Origin of the sequence: Streptomyces sp. CCM_MD2014 (assembly GCF_000772045.1) — a bacterium.
Lineage (GTDB): Bacteria > Actinomycetota > Actinomycetes > Streptomycetales > Streptomycetaceae > Streptomyces > Streptomyces salinarius.
Map to the genome: position 1 here is coordinate 4,114,629 of NZ_CP009754.1, position 19,252 is coordinate 4,133,880.

Genomic DNA, 19,252 nt, shown 5'->3' on the forward strand with positions numbered 1-19,252 from the left:
CGGGCCCCGGTGGTGCCGGGGTCCGGGCTCTCGTCGACTCAGCCGCGGGGAGGGACTACTCGCCGTCCTCGTCGGCCGGCTTCTCCGACTCGTTGACGTCCTGCTCCAGTCCGAGCTGCTCCACGAGCCACCGGTCGAACTCGATGGCGGCCCGCACCCAGCTGACCGTGGAGGAGACGAAGTGCTCCAGGCTGACGCCCATGCCGATCAGCATCTGGGCCTCGCCGATCAGACGGACCGTGCCGTCGTCGTGGGTGTGGGAGTACACCTTGGGCCACAGGGTGCGCCGGTTCCAGTCGTCGACCGACTCGAGGAGCTGGGGCTTCTCGTCGATCTGGTGGGGCCGGTCGTAGAACGTCCGCACCGAGAAGACCTGCTGGTCGCCCTCGCCGCGGAACATGAAGTACGTGCGGAACTGCTCCCACGGCGCCGCGAGGTCGCCCTCGTCGTCGACGACGTACTTCAGCTCCATCTGCTCGAGGAGCTGCTTCACAAGATCCTGATCCGGGACGACGGGGCCCGCCGGTCCTTGGGGCTGCGGCTCGGGCTGCTTGCCCCCGAAGTTCGGAATCGAGGACGGGTCGATGCTCACCGTGAATTTCCCTTCGTACGGATCAGGCCATCCTCCACCATGCGGGGAGGGGCGTGGCAAGCCCGCCGTGAGCCTGTCAGCCCTGGGCTGACTCGATCCGGCCGGTCGGGTACCCCTGCGGGGCCCCGGCAACCCGAGGGACGGGCCGCCGGGGCGGGCGTGGCGTGACGGCTACAGCGTCTTGCCGCTCGCGGGGCCCACGATCAGGTCGTCGCCGAAGCGGTCCACGCGGACCGTGTCGCCGTCCTTGATCTCGCCGGCGAGGATCTCGCGGGCGAGCCGGTCGCCGATCGCGGTCTGGACGAGGCGGCGCAGCGGGCGGGCGCCGTAGGCCGGGTCGTTGCCCTCCTCCGCCAGCCAGGCGAGGGCCTCGTCGGTGACCTCCAGGGTGAGGCGGCGTTCGGCGAGGCGCCGGGCCAGGCCGTTGATCTGCAGCCGTGCGATGCGGCTCAGCTCTTCCTTGCTGAGCGCCGAGAAGACCACCAGGTCGTCGAGCCGGTTGAGGAACTCCGGCTTGAAGGAGGCCCGCACCACCTCCAGGACCTGCTCCTTCTTCTCCGCCTCGCCGGTGGTCGGGTCGACCAGGTACTGGCTGCCCAGGTTGGAGGTGAGCACCAGGATGGTGTTGCGGAAGTCGACGGTGCGGCCCTGGCCGTCGGTGAGGCGGCCGTCGTCGAGCACCTGGAGCAGGATGTCGAAGACCTCGGGGTGCGCCTTCTCCACCTCGTCGAGCAGCACGACGGTGTAGGGCCGCCGCCGCACCGCCTCGGTGAGCTGGCCGCCCTCCTCGTACCCGACGTATCCGGGCGGGGCGCCGACCAGCCGGGCCACGCTGTGCTTCTCGCTGTACTCGCTCATGTCGATGCGGACCATGGCCCGCTCGTCGTCGAAGAGGAAGTCGGCGAGCGCCTTGGCCAGCTCGGTCTTGCCGACACCGGTGGGGCCGAGGAAGAGGAACGAACCGGTCGGGCGGTCCGGGTCGGCGATCCCGGCCCGGGAGCGCCGTACGGCGTCGGAGACGGCCCGTACGGCCTCGGTCTGCCCGATGAGCCGCTTGCCCAGCTCGTCCTCCATGCGCAGCAGCTTCTGCGTCTCGCCCTCCATGAGGCGCCCTGCGGGGATGCCGGTCCAGGAGGCGACGACGTCGGCGATGTCGTCGGCGCCGACCTCCTCCTTGACCATGGTGTCCCGGGCGACTTCTTCCTCCGCCTCGGAGGCGGCCTCCAGGTCCCGCTCCAGCGTCGGGATCTCGCCGTAGAGCAGCTTGCTGGCGGTGTCGAAGTCGCCGTCGCGCTGGGCGCGCTCGGCCTGCCCGCGCAGTTCGTCGAGCTTCTCCTTCAGCTCGCCGACCCGGTTGAGGGACTGCTTCTCCTTCTCCCAGCGGGCGTTGAGGCCGCGCAGCTCCTCCTCCTTGTCGGCGAGGTCGCGGCGCAGCCGCTCCAGGCGTTCGAGGGAGGCGGCGTCGGTCTCCTTGCCGATCGCCAGCTCCTCCATCTTCAGCCGGTCGACGGCGCGCTGGAGTTCGTCGATCTCGACGGGCGAGGAGTCGATCTCCATGCGCAGCCGGGAGGCGGCCTCGTCGACGAGGTCGATGGCCTTGTCGGGCAGGAAACGGGAGGTGATGTAGCGGTCGGAGAGGCTCGCGGCGGCCACCAGCGCGCTGTCCGCGATCTGCACCTTGTGGTGCGCCTCGTACCGCCCCTTGAGTCCGCGCAGGATCGCGATGGAGTCCTCGACGGTCGGCTCGGCGACCAGCACCTGCTGGAAGCGGCGCTCCAGGGCGGGGTCCTTCTCGATCCGCTCCCGGTACTCGTCGAGCGTCGTGGCACCCACCATGCGCAGCTCGCCGCGGGCCAGCATGGGCTTGAGCATGTTCCCGGCGTCCATGGCGGAGTCCCCGCCGGCGCCGGCGCCGACGACGGTGTGCAGCTCGTCGATGAAGGTGACGACCTGCCCGTCGGAGTCCTTGATCTCGGCGAGGACGGTCTTGAGCCGCTCCTCGAACTCGCCCCGGTACTTGGCCCCGGCGACCATGGCCCCGAGGTCCAGCGCCACCAGCCGCTTGTCCTTCAGCGACTCGGGCACGTCCCCCTTGACGATCCGCTGGGCGAGCCCTTCGACGACGGCCGTCTTGCCGACGCCGGGTTCGCCGATGAGCACGGGGTTGTTCTTGGTCCGCCGGCTCAGCACCTGCACGACGCGGCGGATCTCCTGGTCGCGGCCGATGACGGGGTCGAGCTTGCCGTCCCGGGCGGCGGCGGTGAGGTCGGTGCCGAACTTCTCCAGGGCCTTGTACTGGCCCTCGGGGTCGGGAGTGGTCACGCGGCGCCCTCCCCTCGCCTTGCGGAAGGCCTCCTGCAGCTTCTTGGCACTCGCTCCCTGCCCCTCCAGTACCTCACTGGCCGCGCCGCCCTTCGCGGCGATGCCGAGGAGCAGGTGCTCGGTGGAGAGGTACTCGTCCCCGAGTTCCTTGGCGCGGGCCTGGGCGTCGGCGACCACGGCGAGCATCTCACGGTTGGGCTGCGGGGGTGCGACGGTGGACCCGGTCACGCTGGGCAGCCCGCCGACGATGCGCTCGGCGCCGGAGCGTACGGCGGCGAGGTCGGCCTCGACGGCGGCGAGCAGGTCGGTGATGTTCTCGTTGTCCTGCCCCTGGAGCAGCGCAAGGAGCAGGTGGGCGGGGGTGAGGTCGGCGTTTCCCTCGGTCACGGCCCGGTTGCTGGCCGCGTTGATCGCGTCCCGGCTCCGGTTGGTCAGCTCGGCGTCCACGTTCTGGCTCTCCTCCTCGCGTAGTGCTGACTCATCCAGCGTACACAAAGTTGAGCCTGCTCCACTCAAGGCGGACATCGCACGTCCCCGTCGGCGGACCTCGAGGTGGTCGGGAAGGGATCGGCAAGGACTCCGGACGCGCCACACGGTGCCTTTTCGGCCAGCCGCGGAACCGGCCGGTATCGCGAGATGTCCGCACATGCGACAGCGGCGTCACCGTGTTCAGGTCACGGTGACGCCGCTGCCGGGGGGAAGCACCTGAGCGATCTGTTACGACGGGGGAATCGCGTCAGGCACTGCGGGGGGTGGCCGAGATGGTCCTCACTTCGGGGACGTCCGGCTGCTCGAGCCGGTGGTCCCGCTGGTCCAGGTTCACAAAGATCATTCCGTACCGGACGGCACACCGCACGGGCTGCGGCGCCCCCCGAGGCCGCCGCAGACACCGGTACGCCCGCACGTCGCCGTCCTCGTCCAGCGTGACGACGACCGGCTCGCCGAAGACGGTCACCATCAGGGAGTCACCGGCGTGCGGGATCGCGGTGACCAGGTCGATGAAGTGCCAGCCGGAGCGGTAGGCGGTGGCCATTTCTCGCCGGAAGGAGCGGTCGTCAGGTGGCGTCGTCATGTCACGACCACACCGTGTCGTCCGTGACGGCAGCTGTGTCTGCACCGACGGACACCGCCACTGACTCGACACCACTCGCACGCTCGTCACCCTGCACACCAGCGAGGCCATTCAGTGCTCCGAAGGCCACGACGGCGGAGAAGGCGGCGACAAGCACCGAGCGAAGCATTCTCTTAGACATAGTCGGCTTCGTCCTCACTTGAAGGTCCCCTCTTCCCCCGTCGGATAAGACGATGGCTCATATAGGCACGTCATGGCCACACAATCGGTGCATCATGTTCCTGCATGTTCAGGACCCTGGGGGGTGGAGATTTAGTAATGAATCGGACTAATGAGGCACATGCCCATGGGATTACTGAACTGTGCGAGGAGGGGGGACGTCTCTACGCGAACGCGCTGCGCACCGGACGTATCGCTCGCGCGGAGGCGAGCCTGGCCCCTTGCCTCATCGAGCTGGCCCTGCTGCACCCCGACCCCGATGACGCCGACTGGCTGCGCCCCGTCCCCCCGTCCATCGCCCTGTCACAGCGTCTCAATCCGATCGAGCGGGAGATCGCCAACCACCGGCGGACGTCGATCAGGCTGACGGAAGCCTTCGAGCCGTTCATGACCCTGAGCGCACAGGGGACCGCGCCGATCCACTCGATCACGGTGCTGGAAGGGCTCGACCGCATCAACTCGGCTCTCGACCTGGCCACGACACAGTGCAAGAACGAGGTACTGACCGTTCAGCCGAGCGCACGCCACCCGGAGCGCCGGCTCATCGAGGGCATGGAACGGGACAAAACGCTGACCGGGCGCGGCGTGCGCATACGGACGCTCTACCAGCACACCGCCCGGTACAGCGCGGAACGACTGGCCTACGTGGACCGGTTCTCCAACGGCAAGGCGGAGTACCGGACCATCGACGAACTGGTCGAACGCCTCATCATCTGCGATGACACGGTCGCGTTCATCCCGGTCCGCGACGATCGTCAGGTGGCGCTGGAGATCCGTCATCCGGGCCTCGTCGGATACCTGATCAAGGTCTTCGAGTTCATGTGGGGCCGCGCCGTCCCGCTCAGCGCCGGCGCCCCCTACGAAACGGCCCCCGACGGCATCACCGACATCCAGCACTCCATCGCGAAACTTCTGGTGGAAGGTCACGTCGACGAGGCCATCGCCCGCCGCCTGGGGATGAATGTGCGGACCTGCCGGGCGCACATAGCCAAACTGGCCACCGCCCTGGGCAGCGGGAGCCGCGCCCAGCTCGGGTACCTCATAGCTCAGTCCGGAATCCTCGAACAAGGGAACCCGGACGGGGGAGAGGAAGCCCACTCATGACGCACGGGACGCACGGGCACCACGGCGACGAATTGTGTGAGACAGGACTCGCTCTTTACTCCCGTGCTCTGCGTGACGGTCATGTGAGCAATGGCGAGGTGTCGACCGCGCCGTGCCTCGTCCACCTCGGGTACCTGCACCCCGCCATCGACGACTTGGACCGGCTCGAGCCGGTCGCACCGGCAGTGATGTTGCAGAGGCTGCTGCGCTCCTCGGAGGACCGCATCGCCGAGGAGCGGCGCCGCGGACAACGCATGGCGGACCTCTTCGAACCGCTCATGCGCCCGGGCGCACACCATGCCGTCACCGAGGACACTCCGGCGCTCAGAATTCTCAGCGGCAAGGAGCGGACGGGTCAGGCCATCGAGGAAGCCATGGCCGAGGGCAGAGAAGAGCTCCTCGCGATCCAGCCGCACGACGCGCACGTGTCCAAGCGCCCCGACATTCTCGAAGGGGCCATGAAGCGGGACCAGGACTTCCTCGACCGCGGTGCCCGGATAAAGGCGTTGTACCAGCACACGATCCGCCACGCCCCCTACACGCGCGCCCGCTACGAGCGCCTGACCGGCGACGTGGAGGCCCGCACCCTCGACGAGGTCACCGAACGCCTCATCGTCATCGACCGCACCGTCGCCTTCATCCCCGCCAGCGCCGACCGCTCACTCGCCCTCGAAGTCCGCCACCCCGCCCTCATCGCCTACTTCGTCAACGTCTTCGACCGCCTCTGGCACCTCGCCACCCCCATGCACCCCCAAGCCGTCCAGCAACCCACCCTCAACGGCATCACCCCCCGCCAACGCGCCATAGCCGCCCTCCTCGTCGAAGGCCACACCGACTCCGCCATCGCCGACCGCCTCGGCATGAACGTCCGCACCGCCCGCGTCCACATCGCCAAACTCGCCGCCACCCTCGGCAGCGAAAGCCGGGCACAACTCGGATATCTCATCGGGCAGTCGGGAGTGCTCCAGTTCGACAACGCCGACCAATGACCACGTCCCATCCGGACCACGGGCCCGACGAGCTCTGCGTCGCAGGACAGCGGATGTATCAACGTGCTCTCCATGAGGGCCAGGTGGCTCTACGGGACGTCGACGCGGCGCCGTGTCTCATCGGCATGGGCCTCTTGGCCCCGGCCGCCGGCGACCCGGACCGCATGGAGCCGGTCGCCCCTTTCATCGCCCTGCGGCGACTGCTCTGGGCATCCGAGGATCGCATCGCCGACGAGCGGCGACGTGGGCAGCGCATAGCCGATGCCTTGGAGCCCCTCATGCGTGCCGGAGTGCGCGCGGCAGGCACCAGCACTCCCATGCTCAGGATCCTCAGCAGCAAGGAGCAGACGAGCCGGGCCATCACCGACGCACTGGCCGAAGCGAGGGCGGAAACACTCACCATCCAGCCGTACCGCCCCCACCTCACCAGGCAGCCCGAGGTCCACGCAGCCGCCTTGGCACGAGACCAGGCCTTTCTCGACCGCGGTGCCCGCATCCGCGCTCTGTACCAACACACCGTCCGGCACATCGGCTACACGCGAGACCGCTACGAGCACCTGACCGGCGACGTGGAGGCCCGCACCCTCGACGAGGTCACCGAACGCCTCATCGTCATCGACCGCACCGTCGCCTTCATCCCCGCCAGCGCCGACCGCTCACTCGCCCTCGAAGTCCGCCACCCCGCCCTCATCGCCTACTTCGTCAACGTCTTCGACCGCCGCTGGCACCTCGCCACCCCCATGCACCCCCAAGCCGTCCAGCAACCCACCCTCAACGGCATCACCCCCCGCCAACGCGCCATAGCCGCCCTCCTCGTCGAAGGCCACACCGACTCCGCCATCGCCGACCGCCTCGGCATGAACGTCCGCACCGCCCGCGTCCACATCGCCAAACTCGCCGCCACCCTCGGCAGCGAAAGCCGGGCTCAGCTCGGGTTTCTCATCGGGCAGTCGGGGATTCTCGACCGGGAAGGATGACGGGGGCGGGAGACGTCCGCGGGGAGCCGTCCAGGCCGGCCTGGGCTATGCGGACGCCCAACTGCGTGCGGCTGGCCGCGCCCAGGGTTTCCGAGAGGCGGGCGATGTGCGCGCGGGCCGTACGGACGCTGATGCCGAGGCGTTCCGCGATCACCGCGTCCTGGTGGCCCTCCGCGAGGAGCGCCGCGATGGACTGCTCGCGGTGGGAGATGCCCTCGATGCCGGTGTCGGGGAGGGGAGCCGTCAGGGGGATCGCGAGGCGCCACAGGCGTTCGAAGACCGTGATCAGGTAGGCGATCAGGGCCGGGTGGCGCAGCTCCAGGGCCATCGTGCGGTCGGTGTTGGCGGGGATGAAGGCCACGGTGCGGTCGAAGAGGATGAGGCGGTCGATGACCTCGTCCAGGGTGCGGGCCTCCACCGCGTCACCCATGAGTTCGAGGTAGTTGAGCAGCCCTTGCCCGTGCCGGGCCACGTGCGTGTACAGGTCCCGCATCCGCACCCCGCGCCCGCGCAGCGCCAGCGCCCGGTGCAGCCCCTCCGACAGTTCGTGCTCGCGCCGGATGCCGCCGGGCTGGACGGTGAGCACCTCCGTCGTGCAGGCGGCCGTCGCCTCGTCCATCGCGGCCTGGATGCGGGACAGGCCGTCGAGGACGCGGATCGCGGTCGACTCGGGGGCGGCCGGGGGCTGGAGCAGGCGGCCCAGCCCGGCGTACCACTCGAAGGCCTCCACCGCCGAGCCCATCCGCCGCTGACTCGCGCTGACCTCCTCCTGGACGCCGCGCAGCAGCCGTGTCATGACCTCCTGCGGGGAGGTCGGCACCAGCCAGTCCATGTCGTCGGGGTCGGGGTGCAGCAGGGCCAGTTCGAGCAGGCACGGGACCGGCTCGGCGTCACGGCGCGGCACCCTCCCGCGCCGTACGGCCCGGGAGTACACGCGGTCCCCGGCCGCGCAGAGCCGGTCGGCCCCGTGCGGGTGCTCCTGAGCCCCGTGCCCGGTCATCGCCCATTCCACCCCCGGTTCCGGCCCTTCCGCAGCGCAACTATGCGCGGCCGGGACCGGCTCCGCAACACGGCTCCGCACGGAGCGGGGGTCGGTACGCCCCTGTTTCCGCCGCAATGCCCGAGCCGCGGGCGCGGGAGGGAACGCGGCCTACTTCAGCCCCGCCTCCGCGCACGCGTCCTCGTACTTGGCGGTGCAGATGTCGGAGACCTTGTAGAAGCCGTCCGCGATGACCGTGTCCTCGATGTTGTCCTCGGTGAGGGCGACGACGGGGACGAGCTGGGCGGGGATGCCCTTGTGGGTGGGGCTGTCGACCTTGTCGCGGGCGAGCGCCTCGAACTGGATGTCGCGGCCCTGGACCCGGGCCACGGCCATCTCCGCGGCGTTCTCCGCCTCCTGCGGGTAGGACTTGTACACGCTCATGTACTGCTCGCCGGTGACGATCCGCTGCACCGCCGAGAGTTCCGCGTCCTGGCCGGTGATCGGGGGCAGGTCCGTGACGCCCGCGTCCTCGAGGGCCTTGATGATGCCGCCGGCCATGCCGTCGTTGGCCGAGTAGACACCCGCGATGTTCTTCTTGCCGATCTTCTCGATCGCCTCGGTCATGTTGGCCTCGGCGTTCTCCGGCTTCCAGTCCTTGGTGTCGAAGGACTGGGCGATCGTCACCTTGCCGTTCAGCTCGGCCAGCGCGCCCGCCTTGAACTGCTTGGCGTTCGGGTCGGTGGGCGAGCCGTTCATCATGACGATCTTGTCGGAGCCGGACGGGTCGCCGCCCAGCGCCTCGATCAGCGAACGGCCCTGGACCTCGCCGACCAGTTCGTTGTCGAAGGAGATGTACGCGTCGATCGGGCCCTCGGCCAGCCGGTCGTAGGCGATCACGGGGATGCCGGCGTCCTTGGCCTTCTGCACGCTGTCGGCGATGGCGTGGGCGTCGACCGCGTCCAGCACGATCACGTCGACCTTGTCGTTGATCATCTGCTGCATCTGGTCGGCCTGCTTGGTGGCGCTGGCCTCGGCGTTGGCGTACTTGACGTTGCCCTCGTCGCGCGTGAGGTCGCCGACCTTCGCCTTGAAGAAGGGGTAGTCGAACTGCTCGTAGCGCGTGTTCTCCTTCTCCGGCAGCAGCAGGCCGACGGTGATGTCGTTGCCCCTGGTCGGGCTCGCGTCGTCACTGCTCTCCGAAGCGCCCAGCACACCGCAGGAGGCCAGCGAGAGGGTCATCAGGGACGCGGCCACGGATATGGCGATACGACGGGGACGGCTACTCACTGCGCTTTGCCTTCCGACACACGGGTGTGGTGGACGCACCGGATGGGCCCGGGCGGACCGGGTGGACCGAGTGGACCGAGTGACTCCGGTGCCCACTGGGGGCTCGGCGACCCCGGTGAGGGAAGCCAACGCTGTCTTCACCAAATCGTCAAGAAGTACTAGACCAATGAGACAGCACCGTTGTGAACCAGCCCCGGAGGACGGGTCGGTCCTCCGGGGCTGTCGATGCCGTATTCCCTTGTGCCGCCTGTGCGGTCCGGTCAGTCCGAGGACTGGCCGTGGCGCTTGGGGCGCCAGACCACCAACGCGCTGGTCTGCTGTACCTCTTGGTAGGGGACCAGGTCACGGCGGTACGACGCGTGCACCGCGGCCTCGCGCTGGCGCATCGCCGTGGCCGCGCCGTCGAGCGCGGCGGCCAGCTCGGCCGCCCTCGCCTGGAGGGCGGCGACCTGGTTCTCCAGCTCGATGATGCGCTTGATTCCGGCCAGGTTGATGCCCTCGTCCTGTGACAACTGCTGCACCTGTCGGAGCAGTTCGATGTCGCGGGCCGAGTACCGCCGGCCGCGGCCGGCGGTGCGGTCCGGGGAGACCAGGCCGAGGCGGTCGTACTGCCGCAGCGTCTGCGGGTGCAGTCCGGAGAGCTGGGCCGCCACCGAGATGACGTAGACCGGGGTGTCCTCGGTCAGTTCGTACGGGTTGCGTCGACGACCGTCCATTCCGTCAAGCTCCCTTCGCGGCCTGGAACAACTCCGCCCGCGGATCCTCGTCCGCGGTCGCCTCGCGATACGCCTCCAGCGCCTCACGAGCCTTCCCCGTCAGGTCCTTCGGAACACTCACCTCCACGGTGACCAGAAGGTCGCCGCGCGTGCCGTCCTTGCGGACCGCGCCCTTGCCCCGGGCCCGCATCGTACGGCCGCCCGGTGTGCCCGCCGGCAGCTTCAGCGTGACGGGCGGACCGCCCAGGGTCGGCACCCTGACCTCGCCGCCGAGGGCCGCCTCGGCGTAGGTGACCGGGACGGTGACGGTGAGGTTGTCGCCCCGGCGGCCGAAGACGGGGTGTTCCTTGACGTGCACGACCACGTAGAGGTCGCCCGCCGGACCGCCCCGCTCGCCCGGCGTGCCCTTGCCGCGCAGCCGGATGCGCTGCCCGTCCGACACCCCGGCGGGGATGCGGACCTGCATCGTCCGCGAGGACTTGGCGCGTCCGGAGCCCTTGCAGACGTCGCAGGGGTCCTCGGCGATCAGGCCGCGGCCCTTGCAGTCGGGGCACGGGTCGGTGAGCGAGAAGCCGCCGCCCGAACCCCGGGCGACCTGGCCGGTGCCGACGCAGGTCGGGCACACGCGGGGCGTGCCGTTCTTGTCGCCGGTGCCCGAACAGGCCTTGCAGGGAGCCTGCGAGGACATCCTGAGCGGCACGGTGGCGCCCTCGATGGCCTCGGTGAAGCTGAGGGTGACCTCGGACTCGATGTCCTGGCCGCGCCGCGGCTGGGTGCGCGTGCCGGCGCCCGGTGAGCCGCCGGTGCGGTTGAACAGGCCGCCGAAGACGTCCCCGAGGCCGCCGCCGAAGCCGCCGGCGCCCTGGCCTCCGCCCTGGGCGCCGCCTCCGAAGAGGTCGCCCAGGTCGAAGTTGAAGGTGCCGCCGCCCGCGCCCGGCCCCGGCCTGAAGCCGCCGTTGCCGAAGAGGCTGCGGGCCTCGTCGTACTCCTTGCGCTTCTTGGGGTCACCGAGGACGTCGTTGGCTTCGGAGATCTCCTTGAAGCGCTCCTCCGCCTTGACGTTCCCCTTGTTGGCGTCCGGGTGGTTCTCGCGGGCGAGCTTCCGGTACGCCTTCTTGATCTCGGCCTCGGTGGCGTCCTTGGGGACGCCGAGAACCTTGTAGTAGTCCTTCTCGATGAAGTCCTTCGTGCTCATCCCCGACGTCCCTCCTCTCGCGCCCTACGTGTCACTCCGGACTCAGCCCTCGTCCGGGCCACCGCTCTCCTTGGTTCCGCCGTCGCCCTTCGCCTCGGCGTCCTGCGCGTCGGCGGCGTCCTCGGCCGGCTTGACCGTCTGGGCGCCCGGCTGCGGCTCGGCGACCGCCACCCGCGCGGGGCGGATGGTGCGATCGCCGATCCGGTACCCGGGCTGCAGGATCGCCACGCAGGTCGTCTCGGTGACGTCCGGTGCGTAGGAGTGCATCAGGGCCTCGTGGATCGTCGGGTCGAAGGGCTCGCCCTCCTTGCCGAACTGCTGGAGGCCCATCTTGGCGATGACGGTCTCCAGCGAATCCGCGACAGACTTGAAGCCGCCGACCAGTTCGCCGTGCTCCTGGGCGCGGCCGATGTCGTCGAGTACGGGAAGCAGCTCGGACAGGAGGTTCGCTACGGCGATCTCCTTGACCGCGACGCGGTCCCGTTCGACCCGGCGACGGTAGTTCTGGTACTCGGCCTGGAGCCGCTGGAGGTCCGCCGTGCGCTCGCCCAGCGCACTGCGCACCTGGTCCAGCTGGGCCACCAGGCCCGCGTTCTCGCTCGCGTCCCCGGCCGGGGCCGCCCCCTCTTCGGAGGCGGCCTGCGGCTCGGCGTCGTCAGGGGTGGCGCCGGAGGGGACGTCGGGCTTCTCCTCGAAACCCGGGGTCTCCTCCGTCACGCGGCACCGTCCTTGCGCTCGTCGTCCACGATCTCGGCGTCGACGACGTCGTCGTCGGCCTTGTCACCGGCCTGGGCACCCGCGCCGGGGGCCTCGCCGCCGGCGGCCTGCGCGGCCTGGGCGTCGGCGTACATGGCCTGGCCCAGCTTCTGCGAGACGGCGGCGACCTTCTCGGTGGCGGTGCGGATCTCGGCGGTGTCCTCGCCCTTGAGCTTCTCCTTCAGCTCGGCGACGGCACCCTCGACCTCGGTCTTCACCTCGCCGGGGACCTTGTCCTCGTTGTCCTTGAGGAACTTCTCCGTCTGGTAGACGAGCTGCTCGCCCTGGTTGCGGGACTCGGCGGCCTCGCGGCGGGCGTGGTCCTCCTCCGCGTACTTCTCGGCCTCCTGGCGCATCCGGTCGACCTCGTCCTTCGGCAGCGAGGAGCCGCCGGTGACGGTCATCTTCTGCTCCTTGCCCGTGCCCAGGTCCTTCGCGGTCACGTGCATGATGCCGTTGGCGTCGATGTCGAAGGCGACCTCGATCTGCGGGACGCCGCGGGGCGCCGGCGGCAGACCGGTCAGCTCGAACATCCCGAGCTTCTTGTTGTACGCCGCGATCTCGCGCTCGCCCTGGTAGACCTGGATCTGCACGGAGGGCTGGTTGTCCTCGGCGGTGGTGAAGATCTCCGAGCGCTTGGTCGGGATCGTCGTGTTCCGCTCGATCAGCTTGGTCATGATGCCGCCCTTGGTCTCGATGCCGAGGGACAGCGGGGTGACGTCGAGCAGCAGGACGTCCTTGACCTCGCCCTTGAGGACACCGGCCTGCAGGGCGGCGCCGATGGCGACGACCTCGTCCGGGTTGACGCCCTTGTTGGCGTCCTTGCCGCCGGTCAGCTCCTTGACGAGCTCGGCGACGGCGGGCATACGGGTGGAACCGCCGACGAGGACGACGTGGTCGATCTCGGACAGCTGGATGCCGGCGTCCTTGATGACGTTGTGGAACGGCGTCTTGCAGCGCTCCAGCAGGTCGGAGGTCAGCTGCTGGAACTGGGCGCGGGTGAGCTTCTCGTCCAGGTGCAGCGGGCCCTCGGCGGACGCCGTGATGTAGGGGAGGTTGATCGTGGTCTCGGTGGACGAGGACAGCTCGATCTTCGCCTTCTCGGCGGCCTCGCGCAGGCGCTGCAGCGCCATCTTGTCCTTGGCCAGGTCCACGCCGTGGCCGGACTGGAACTGCTTGACCAGGTAGTCGACGACGCGCTGGTCCCAGTCGTCACCACCGAGGTTGTTGTCACCGTTGGTGGCCTTCACCTCGACGACGCCGTCGCCGATCTCCAGCAGCGAGACGTCGAACGTGCCGCCACCGAGGTCGAAGACCAGGATGACCTGCTCGTCCTTGTCCAGGCCGTACGCCAGGGCGGCGGCGGTCGGCTCGTTGACGATGCGCAGGACGTTGAGGCCCGCGATCTCGCCGGCCTCCTTGGTGGCCTGGCGCTCGGCGTCGTTGAAGTACGCCGGGACGGTGATGACCGCGTCGGTCACCTTCTCGCCCAGGTAGGACTCGGCGTCCCGCTTCAGCTTCTGCAGCACGAAGGCGCTGATCTGCTGCGGGTTGAAGTCCTTGCCGTCCAGGTTGACCTTCCAGTCGGTGCCCATGTGGCGCTTGACCGAGCGGATGGTCCTGTCGACGTTCGTGACCGCCTGGCGCTTGGCCACCTCGCCGACCAGCACCTCACCGTTCTTGGCGAAGGCGACGACGGACGGCGTGGTCCTGGCGCCCTCGGCGTTGGTGATGACGGTGGGCTCGCCGCCCTCCAGAACGCTGACGACGGAGTTAGTCGTGCCCAGGTCGATGCCGACCGCACGTGCCATGGTGAATAACCTCCAGCTGACTTGAGTGGAACAGGCTCAAGTGTGCATGACGCCCGGCACCGGGTCAACAGAGGTGAGCCGGGCAGACTCAACTCTTATCCGTTCCTTACGCGCAACGGCGCGCTGACCTGCACTTTCTCGGCAGCCGAGGTACGACGAACCGGAAAAATCGTCACCCGGAGGGACGCGCCGACCGGCACCCCGGTTGCCCCACCGGACACCCGGGGCACACCGGGGTCAGGGTCGCCTCAGCGACGCAGATCACCGCACGTCCGACTACAGTGCGGCAGAGGATGGGGGTAGTCTCGAACGGACTGAATAAGTTACCGCTTAGTAATACCGAGTCATCCGAGCACCACCGAGTAAACACCGCCCCCCTCGTACACCTCGCAGGCCCGAGGAGCCCCCAAATGCAACTCGCCGCGATCATCGTGTCGCTGGTCCTGATCGTGGTCGGCGTCGCACTGTTCGGCCGCGCCGTCCTGCAGATCGTCAACTACATGCGGCTGGGCCAGCCGGTGCCGGCCGGAACACGGACCAACGACCCCGTGGACCGCACCGTCACCGTGGTCAGGGAGTTCCTCGGCCACACCCGGATGAACCGCTGGGGCATCGTCGGTGTGGCGCACTGGTTCGTCGCGGTGGGCTTCTTCTCCCTGCTGCTGACGATCGTCAACGCCGTCGGCCAGCTCTTCCAGGCCGACTGGATCCTGCCGGTCATCGGCGACTGGGCCCCGTACAACGTCTTCGTCGAGTTCATCGGCACCATGACGGTGATCGGCATCCTGGTCCTGATCGTGATCCGGCAGCTCAGCCACCCGCGCAAGCCGGGCCGCAAGTCCCGCTTCGGGGGCTCCAACTTCGGCCAGGCCTACTTCGTCGAGGCCGTCATCCTCATCGTCGGCGTCTGCATCTTCATGCTGCACGCGCTCGAGGGCGCCCTCCACCACGTCGACGGCTACGAGGCGTCGTTCTTCATCTCGTACCCGGTCGTCTCCGCGCTCCAGGACGTGGACCTCGGCACGCTCCAGAACCTCGTCTACTTCTTCGCCGGCCTGAAGATCGCGACCTCCTTCATCTGGATGATCACGGTCGCCCTGAAGACCGACATGGGCGTCGCCTGGCACCGCTTCCTGGCCTTCCCGAACATCTGGTTCAAGCGCGACGCGAAGGGCGGCACCGCCCTGGGCGCGCTGCTCCCGATGACCTCGGGCGGCAAGCCGATCGACTTCACCGACCCCGGCGACGACGACGTCTTCGGCGTCTCCCAGGTCGAGCAGTTCTCCTGGAAGGGCCTGCTGGACTTCTCCACCTGCACCGAGTGCGGCCGCTGCCAGTCGCAGTGCCCCGCCTGGAACACCGGCAAGCCGCTCTCCCCCAAGCTCCTGATCATGTCCCTGCGCGACCACGCGCACGCCAAGGCCCCCTACCTGCTGGCCGGCGGCGGCAAGACGATGGAGGGCGAGGAGAAGGCGTCCGAGGAGCAGCTCAAGGACGTCCCCGCGGCCGCGCTCGCGGAGGCCGAGCGCCCGCTGATCGGCACCCTCGAGGAGCAGGGCGTCATCGACCCGGACGTCCTGTGGTCCTGCACCACCTGCGGCGCCTGCGTCGAGCAGTGCCCCGTCGACATCGAGCACGTCGACCACATCGTCGACATGCGCCGCTACCAGGTCATGATCGAGTCCGCGTTCCCGTCCGAGGCGGGCACGATGCTCAAGAACCTGGAGAAGAAGGGCAACCCCTGGGGCCTGGCCAAGAAGCAGCGCCTGGAGTGGCTCAAGGAGCTGGACTTCGAGGTCCCGGTCGTCGGCAAGGACATCGAGGACCTCACCGAGGTCGAGTACCTCTACTGGGTCGGCTGCGCCGGCGCCCTGGAGGACCGCGCCAAGAAGACCACCAAGGCCTTCGCCGAGCTGCTCCACATCGCGGGCGTCAAGTTCGCGATCATGGGCGGCGACGAGAAGTGCACGGGTGACTCCGCCCGCCGCCTGGGCAACGAGCCCCTGTTCCAGGAGCTCGGCATGGAGAACGTCATGACCCTCAACGCCGCGTTCGGCGAGGAGATGGACGACGACGGCAAGGTCACCGAGGAGTCCCGCAAGCCGAAGTCGGCGAAGAAGATCGTCGCCACCTGCCCGCACTGCCTCAACACCCTGGGCAACGAGTACCCGCAGCTCGGCGGCGACTACGAGGTCATCCACCACACCCAGTTGCTCCAGCACCTGGTCGACGAGGGCAAGCTGCTCCCGGTCACCCCGGTCGAGGGCATCATCACCTACCACGACCCCTGCTACCTGGGCCGCCACAACAAGATTTACACGCCGCCGCGCGAGATCATCGCCGCCGTCCCCGGCGTCCGCAACGAGGAGATGCACCGCCACAAGGAGCGCGGCTTCTGCTGCGGCGCCGGCGGCGCGCGGATGTGGATGGAGGAGCGGATCGGCAAGCGCATCAACAACGAGCGCGTCGACGAGGCCCTGTCCGTCAACCCGGACATCGTCTCCACGGCCTGCCCGTTCTGCCTGGTGATGCTCACCGACTCGGTCAACGGCAAGAAGAACGACGGCAAGGCCAAGGAGTCCATCCAGGTCGTCGACGTCGCCCAGCTCCTGCTGGACTCCGTCAAGACCCCGGCCGACCCGACCGGCGAGCCGGAGCCGGAGAGCGAGCCGACGCCGGAGCCGGTGAAGTAACCGCCGCCCCCGCTCGACGACACCCCCGCGTCCCTTCCGGACCCGGGGGTGTCGCCGTATCTCGAACACGTGCATCATTACCCGGTCGTTGTCGGTAATGGCGGTACGGATCGATACGGACGAGGTGAACGGTGCGGCGCCTGCGAAGAAACACCCTGACCGGCACGGCCGCCGTCGGCTGCCTGCTGCTGCTCGCCGCCTGCGGCCGCGGCCCGGCACCCGCGGCCGAGGACACCGCCGCACCCACCCCGGTACGCGCCGCCGACGCACCCGCCCTGCTCCCCGTCCCGCGCGGCGAGGGCAGCGAGGTCCCCGACGACTTCAACGGCGACGGCCACCGCGACCTGGTCCTCGACGACCTGGTCACGGCGGAGAGCCACGCCGACGACGCGGGCATCGGCATCGTCTACGGCTCGCCCCGCGGACTGGTACCGGGAGCCCGGCAGTTGCTCGGCCCCGAGAAGTACGCGGCACGCGTGGACGGCCAGTTGCCGGCCGTCTTCGAGGCCGAGGCGAGCTGCGACCTCGACGGCGACGGCTTCACCGACCTGGTCGTCACCACCGACCCGCCCTACGACGGCCAGGGCCGCCCCCCGGTCCCCCTCCAGCTCCTCTTCGGCTCCCCGTCGGGACCGGCGGACCGCGCGGTCCCGCTGACCGTCCCCGACCAGGCCCGGTACGGCAACGACTGGCCCGAGCGCCCGGTGTGCGGCGACTTCGACGGCGACGGCGCCGAGGACCTCGTCGTCCACGCCTCGGCCGGCCGCCTCAGCTATCTGCGCGGCCCCTTCACCCGCAAGGGCGCTCCGCGGAAGGCCGGCGCGCCCATCCCCTCCCCCGGCGAGGCACCGGCCGGCCCCGCCGCCGACGTGAACCGCGACGGGTACGACGACCTGGTCGTCCGCACCTCCGCGGGCCCCGGCGAGGCGGCCGTCGTCCTCGGCGGTCCCGACGGCCCGACCCGCACCGGGGTCACCCTGCCCACGGGCGTCGACGTCGCCCTCGGCGCCTTCGGCAAGGGCAAGGCGCTGGACGCGGCCGTGGGCACCCCGGACACCACGGCGCTGCGCTACGACCTCCCCGCCGCCGCGCGCGGCGGTGTGGACACCCCCGGCTCCCTGCTCGACGCCGCCGACTTCGACGGCGACGGCCTGAGCGAACTGGTCTCCAGCGGCTCCGCGGTACGTGTGTACCCCGGGCGCGCGACGGGCCCCACGACGCGGGGCGCGGTCACGGTGCGGCCCGCGTCGGCGGGCACGACACGGGTGCTGACGGCCGGGGACTTCGACGGCGACGGCCTGGCGGACCTGGTCCTGCGGACCTACCGGGGCGACACCGAGGACACCGTCGAGGTGCACCGGGGCACGGCGGAGGACGTGGTGACGGCACGGGCCGCGGTGACGTTCTCGACGTCCCAGTTCCTCACCCGGTAGGGGCCGGCCGCCGTACGGCCGGCCCTTAGGGGACGCCCCGGTCGACCCCCGTAAGGGATGTCACAGCTCGGCAGCAAAGGACCCCCGAACGGCCGGGCCCCGCACGTCACTCTCCGGGACCAGGTACGTTCGAAGGCGTGGCTGGATTCAGGATCGGACGCGGCCGGGACAACGGCGCTCCACACGCGCGACCGCAACGCCCCCCGTACGGACAGCAGGCGCCCCAGGGACCGTCGTACGGCGGCCCGGCGACGCCTCGGCAGCCGTACCCGCAGCCGCCGTACGGAGGTGGCGCCCCCGGCCCGGCCCCCGGCGGATCCCCGTGGCCCCAGGCACCCGGCGGCGCTCCCGCCGGCGGCCACGGCGAGCCGGAGTACTTCGGCGACGGCGGCTACGGGCCCGGCGGACACCCCCCGCAGGCCCCGTACGACCCGTACGCGGCCAACAACCCGGGCCACACCCAGGCGTTCACGGTCGACGACCCCTACAACCAGGGCGACACCTACCGCGCCGGTTCCGCTCCCGCCCCCGGCCCGGTCGGCCCCCGCCTGCACTGGAAGGACCTCCTGAAGGGCGTGATCCTCGCGCCCAACCAGACCTTCCTCCAGATGCGGGACTACGCGATGTGGGTCCCGGCGCTCATCGTGACGTTCCTCTACGGCCTGCTGGCGGTCTTCGGCTTCGACGACGCCCGCGCCGAGGCGATCAACGCCACCCTCTCCAACGCCGTCCCGATCGTCCTGACCACGGCCGTGGCACTGGTGCTCAGCGCCTTCGTCCTCGGCGTGGTCACCCACACCCTGGCCCGCCAGCTCGGCGGCGACGGAGCCTGGCAGCCCACGGTCGGCCTCTCCATGCTGATCATGTCCCTCACCGACGCCCCGCGCCTGGTCGTCGCCATGTTCGCGGGCGGCGACGCCCCCTTCGTGCAGATCCTCGGCTGGGCCACCTGGGTCGCGGCCGGCGCCCTGCTCACCCTGATGGTCAGCCGCTCCCACGACCTGCCCTGGCCCAAGGCGCTCGGCGCGTCCGCGATCCAGCTGATCGCCCTGCTGTCGATCGTGAAGCTGGGCACGTTCTAGCCGGACACACGCGCTGCGCACG

At 69.8% G+C, this 19,252-nt stretch carries 15 protein-coding genes; 6 read left to right on the plus strand and 9 right to left on the minus strand.

Annotation, left to right across the window (positions count from 1 at the left end):
- Nucleotides 1–55 precede the first annotated feature (55 nt).
- The 3 genes from NI25_RS18055 to NI25_RS18065 form a co-directional block, all read right to left on the minus strand.
- Nucleotides 56–592, minus strand: coding sequence for a YbjN domain-containing protein (locus NI25_RS18055; protein ID WP_061443434.1), 537 nt, complete (start codon nt 590–592; stop codon nt 56–58).
- 171 nt (nt 593–763) lie between these two features.
- Nucleotides 764–3,361 (minus strand): ATP-dependent chaperone ClpB, encoded by a 2,598-nt coding sequence (clpB, locus tag NI25_RS18060; protein WP_061443435.1) that lies wholly within the window; start codon nt 3,359–3,361, stop codon nt 764–766.
- Between the two features lie 289 nt (nt 3,362–3,650).
- On the minus strand, nt 3,651–3,986 hold the full coding sequence (locus tag NI25_RS18065; RefSeq protein ID WP_061443436.1) for a hypothetical protein: 336 nt from the start codon (nt 3,984–3,986) through the stop codon (nt 3,651–3,653).
- Nucleotides 3,987–4,271: 285 nt separating this feature from the next.
- Here NI25_RS18065 and NI25_RS18075 point away from each other — a divergent pair, with 285 nt between their 5' ends.
- The 3 genes from NI25_RS18075 to NI25_RS18085 are packed head-to-tail and all read left to right on the plus strand — an operon-like array spanning nt 4,272 to nt 7,275.
- Nucleotides 4,272–5,309: a helix-turn-helix transcriptional regulator gene (locus NI25_RS18075; RefSeq protein ID WP_107071764.1), complete on the plus strand. Its 1,038-nt coding sequence runs from the start codon at nt 4,272–4,274 to the stop codon at nt 5,307–5,309.
- A complete protein-coding gene (locus NI25_RS18080; protein WP_061443438.1) occupies nt 5,306–6,298 on the plus strand; it encodes a helix-turn-helix transcriptional regulator in 993 nt (330 codons plus the stop codon). Before NI25_RS18075 ends, NI25_RS18080 begins: the two co-directional genes overlap by 4 nt.
- Nucleotides 6,295–7,275, plus strand: a complete 981-nt coding sequence (locus tag NI25_RS18085) for a helix-turn-helix transcriptional regulator (protein ID WP_061443439.1) — start codon at nt 6,295–6,297, stop codon at nt 7,273–7,275. The genes NI25_RS18080 and NI25_RS18085 overlap by 4 nt, the downstream gene beginning before the upstream one ends.
- Here the strand turns inward: NI25_RS18085 and NI25_RS18090 are convergent.
- The 6 genes from NI25_RS18090 to dnaK form a co-directional block, all read right to left on the minus strand.
- On the minus strand, nt 7,238–8,275 hold the full coding sequence (locus NI25_RS18090; protein WP_061443440.1) for a helix-turn-helix transcriptional regulator: 1,038 nt from the start codon (nt 8,273–8,275) through the stop codon (nt 7,238–7,240). The genes NI25_RS18085 and NI25_RS18090 overlap by 38 nt on opposite strands.
- 150 nt (nt 8,276–8,425) lie before the next feature.
- Nucleotides 8,426–9,544: a sugar ABC transporter substrate-binding protein gene (locus NI25_RS18095; RefSeq protein ID WP_061443441.1), complete on the minus strand. Its 1,119-nt coding sequence runs from the start codon at nt 9,542–9,544 to the stop codon at nt 8,426–8,428.
- Between the two features lie 260 nt (nt 9,545–9,804).
- Nucleotides 9,805–10,260, minus strand: coding sequence for a heat shock protein transcriptional repressor HspR (locus NI25_RS18100; protein WP_061443442.1), 456 nt, complete (start codon nt 10,258–10,260; stop codon nt 9,805–9,807).
- A 4-nt stretch (nt 10,261–10,264) separates the two neighbouring features.
- Nucleotides 10,265–11,455 carry a molecular chaperone DnaJ gene (gene dnaJ, locus NI25_RS18105; protein ID WP_061443443.1) on the minus strand — a complete coding sequence of 397 codons (1,191 nt, stop codon included), beginning with the start codon at nt 11,453–11,455 and terminating at the stop codon, nt 10,265–10,267.
- Nucleotides 11,456–11,497: 42 nt separating this feature from the next.
- Nucleotides 11,498–12,172: a nucleotide exchange factor GrpE gene (grpE, locus tag NI25_RS18110; RefSeq protein WP_061443444.1), complete on the minus strand. Its 675-nt coding sequence runs from the start codon at nt 12,170–12,172 to the stop codon at nt 11,498–11,500.
- Nucleotides 12,169–14,022, minus strand: a complete 1,854-nt coding sequence (dnaK, locus tag NI25_RS18115) for a molecular chaperone DnaK (protein ID WP_061443445.1) — start codon at nt 14,020–14,022, stop codon at nt 12,169–12,171. Before dnaK ends, grpE begins: the two co-directional genes overlap by 4 nt.
- Before the next feature lie 410 nt (nt 14,023–14,432).
- On the opposite strand from dnaK, the gene NI25_RS18120 reads away from it, so the two are divergent.
- The 3 genes from NI25_RS18120 to NI25_RS18130 all read left to right on the plus strand — a co-directional run bounded on the left by NI25_RS18120 (nt 14,433) and on the right by NI25_RS18130 (nt 19,230).
- A complete protein-coding gene (locus NI25_RS18120) occupies nt 14,433–16,715 on the plus strand; it encodes a (Fe-S)-binding protein (RefSeq protein ID WP_061443446.1) in 2,283 nt (760 codons plus the stop codon).
- 131 nt (nt 16,716–16,846) lie between these two features.
- Complete coding sequence (locus NI25_RS18125; RefSeq protein WP_061443447.1) at nt 16,847–18,148, plus strand: FG-GAP repeat domain-containing protein; 1,302 nt, start codon at nt 16,847–16,849, stop codon at nt 18,146–18,148.
- Between the two features lie 137 nt (nt 18,149–18,285).
- A complete protein-coding gene (locus NI25_RS18130) occupies nt 18,286–19,230 on the plus strand; it encodes a Yip1 family protein (RefSeq protein WP_061443448.1) in 945 nt (314 codons plus the stop codon).
- Nucleotides 19,231–19,252 lie beyond the last annotated feature (22 nt).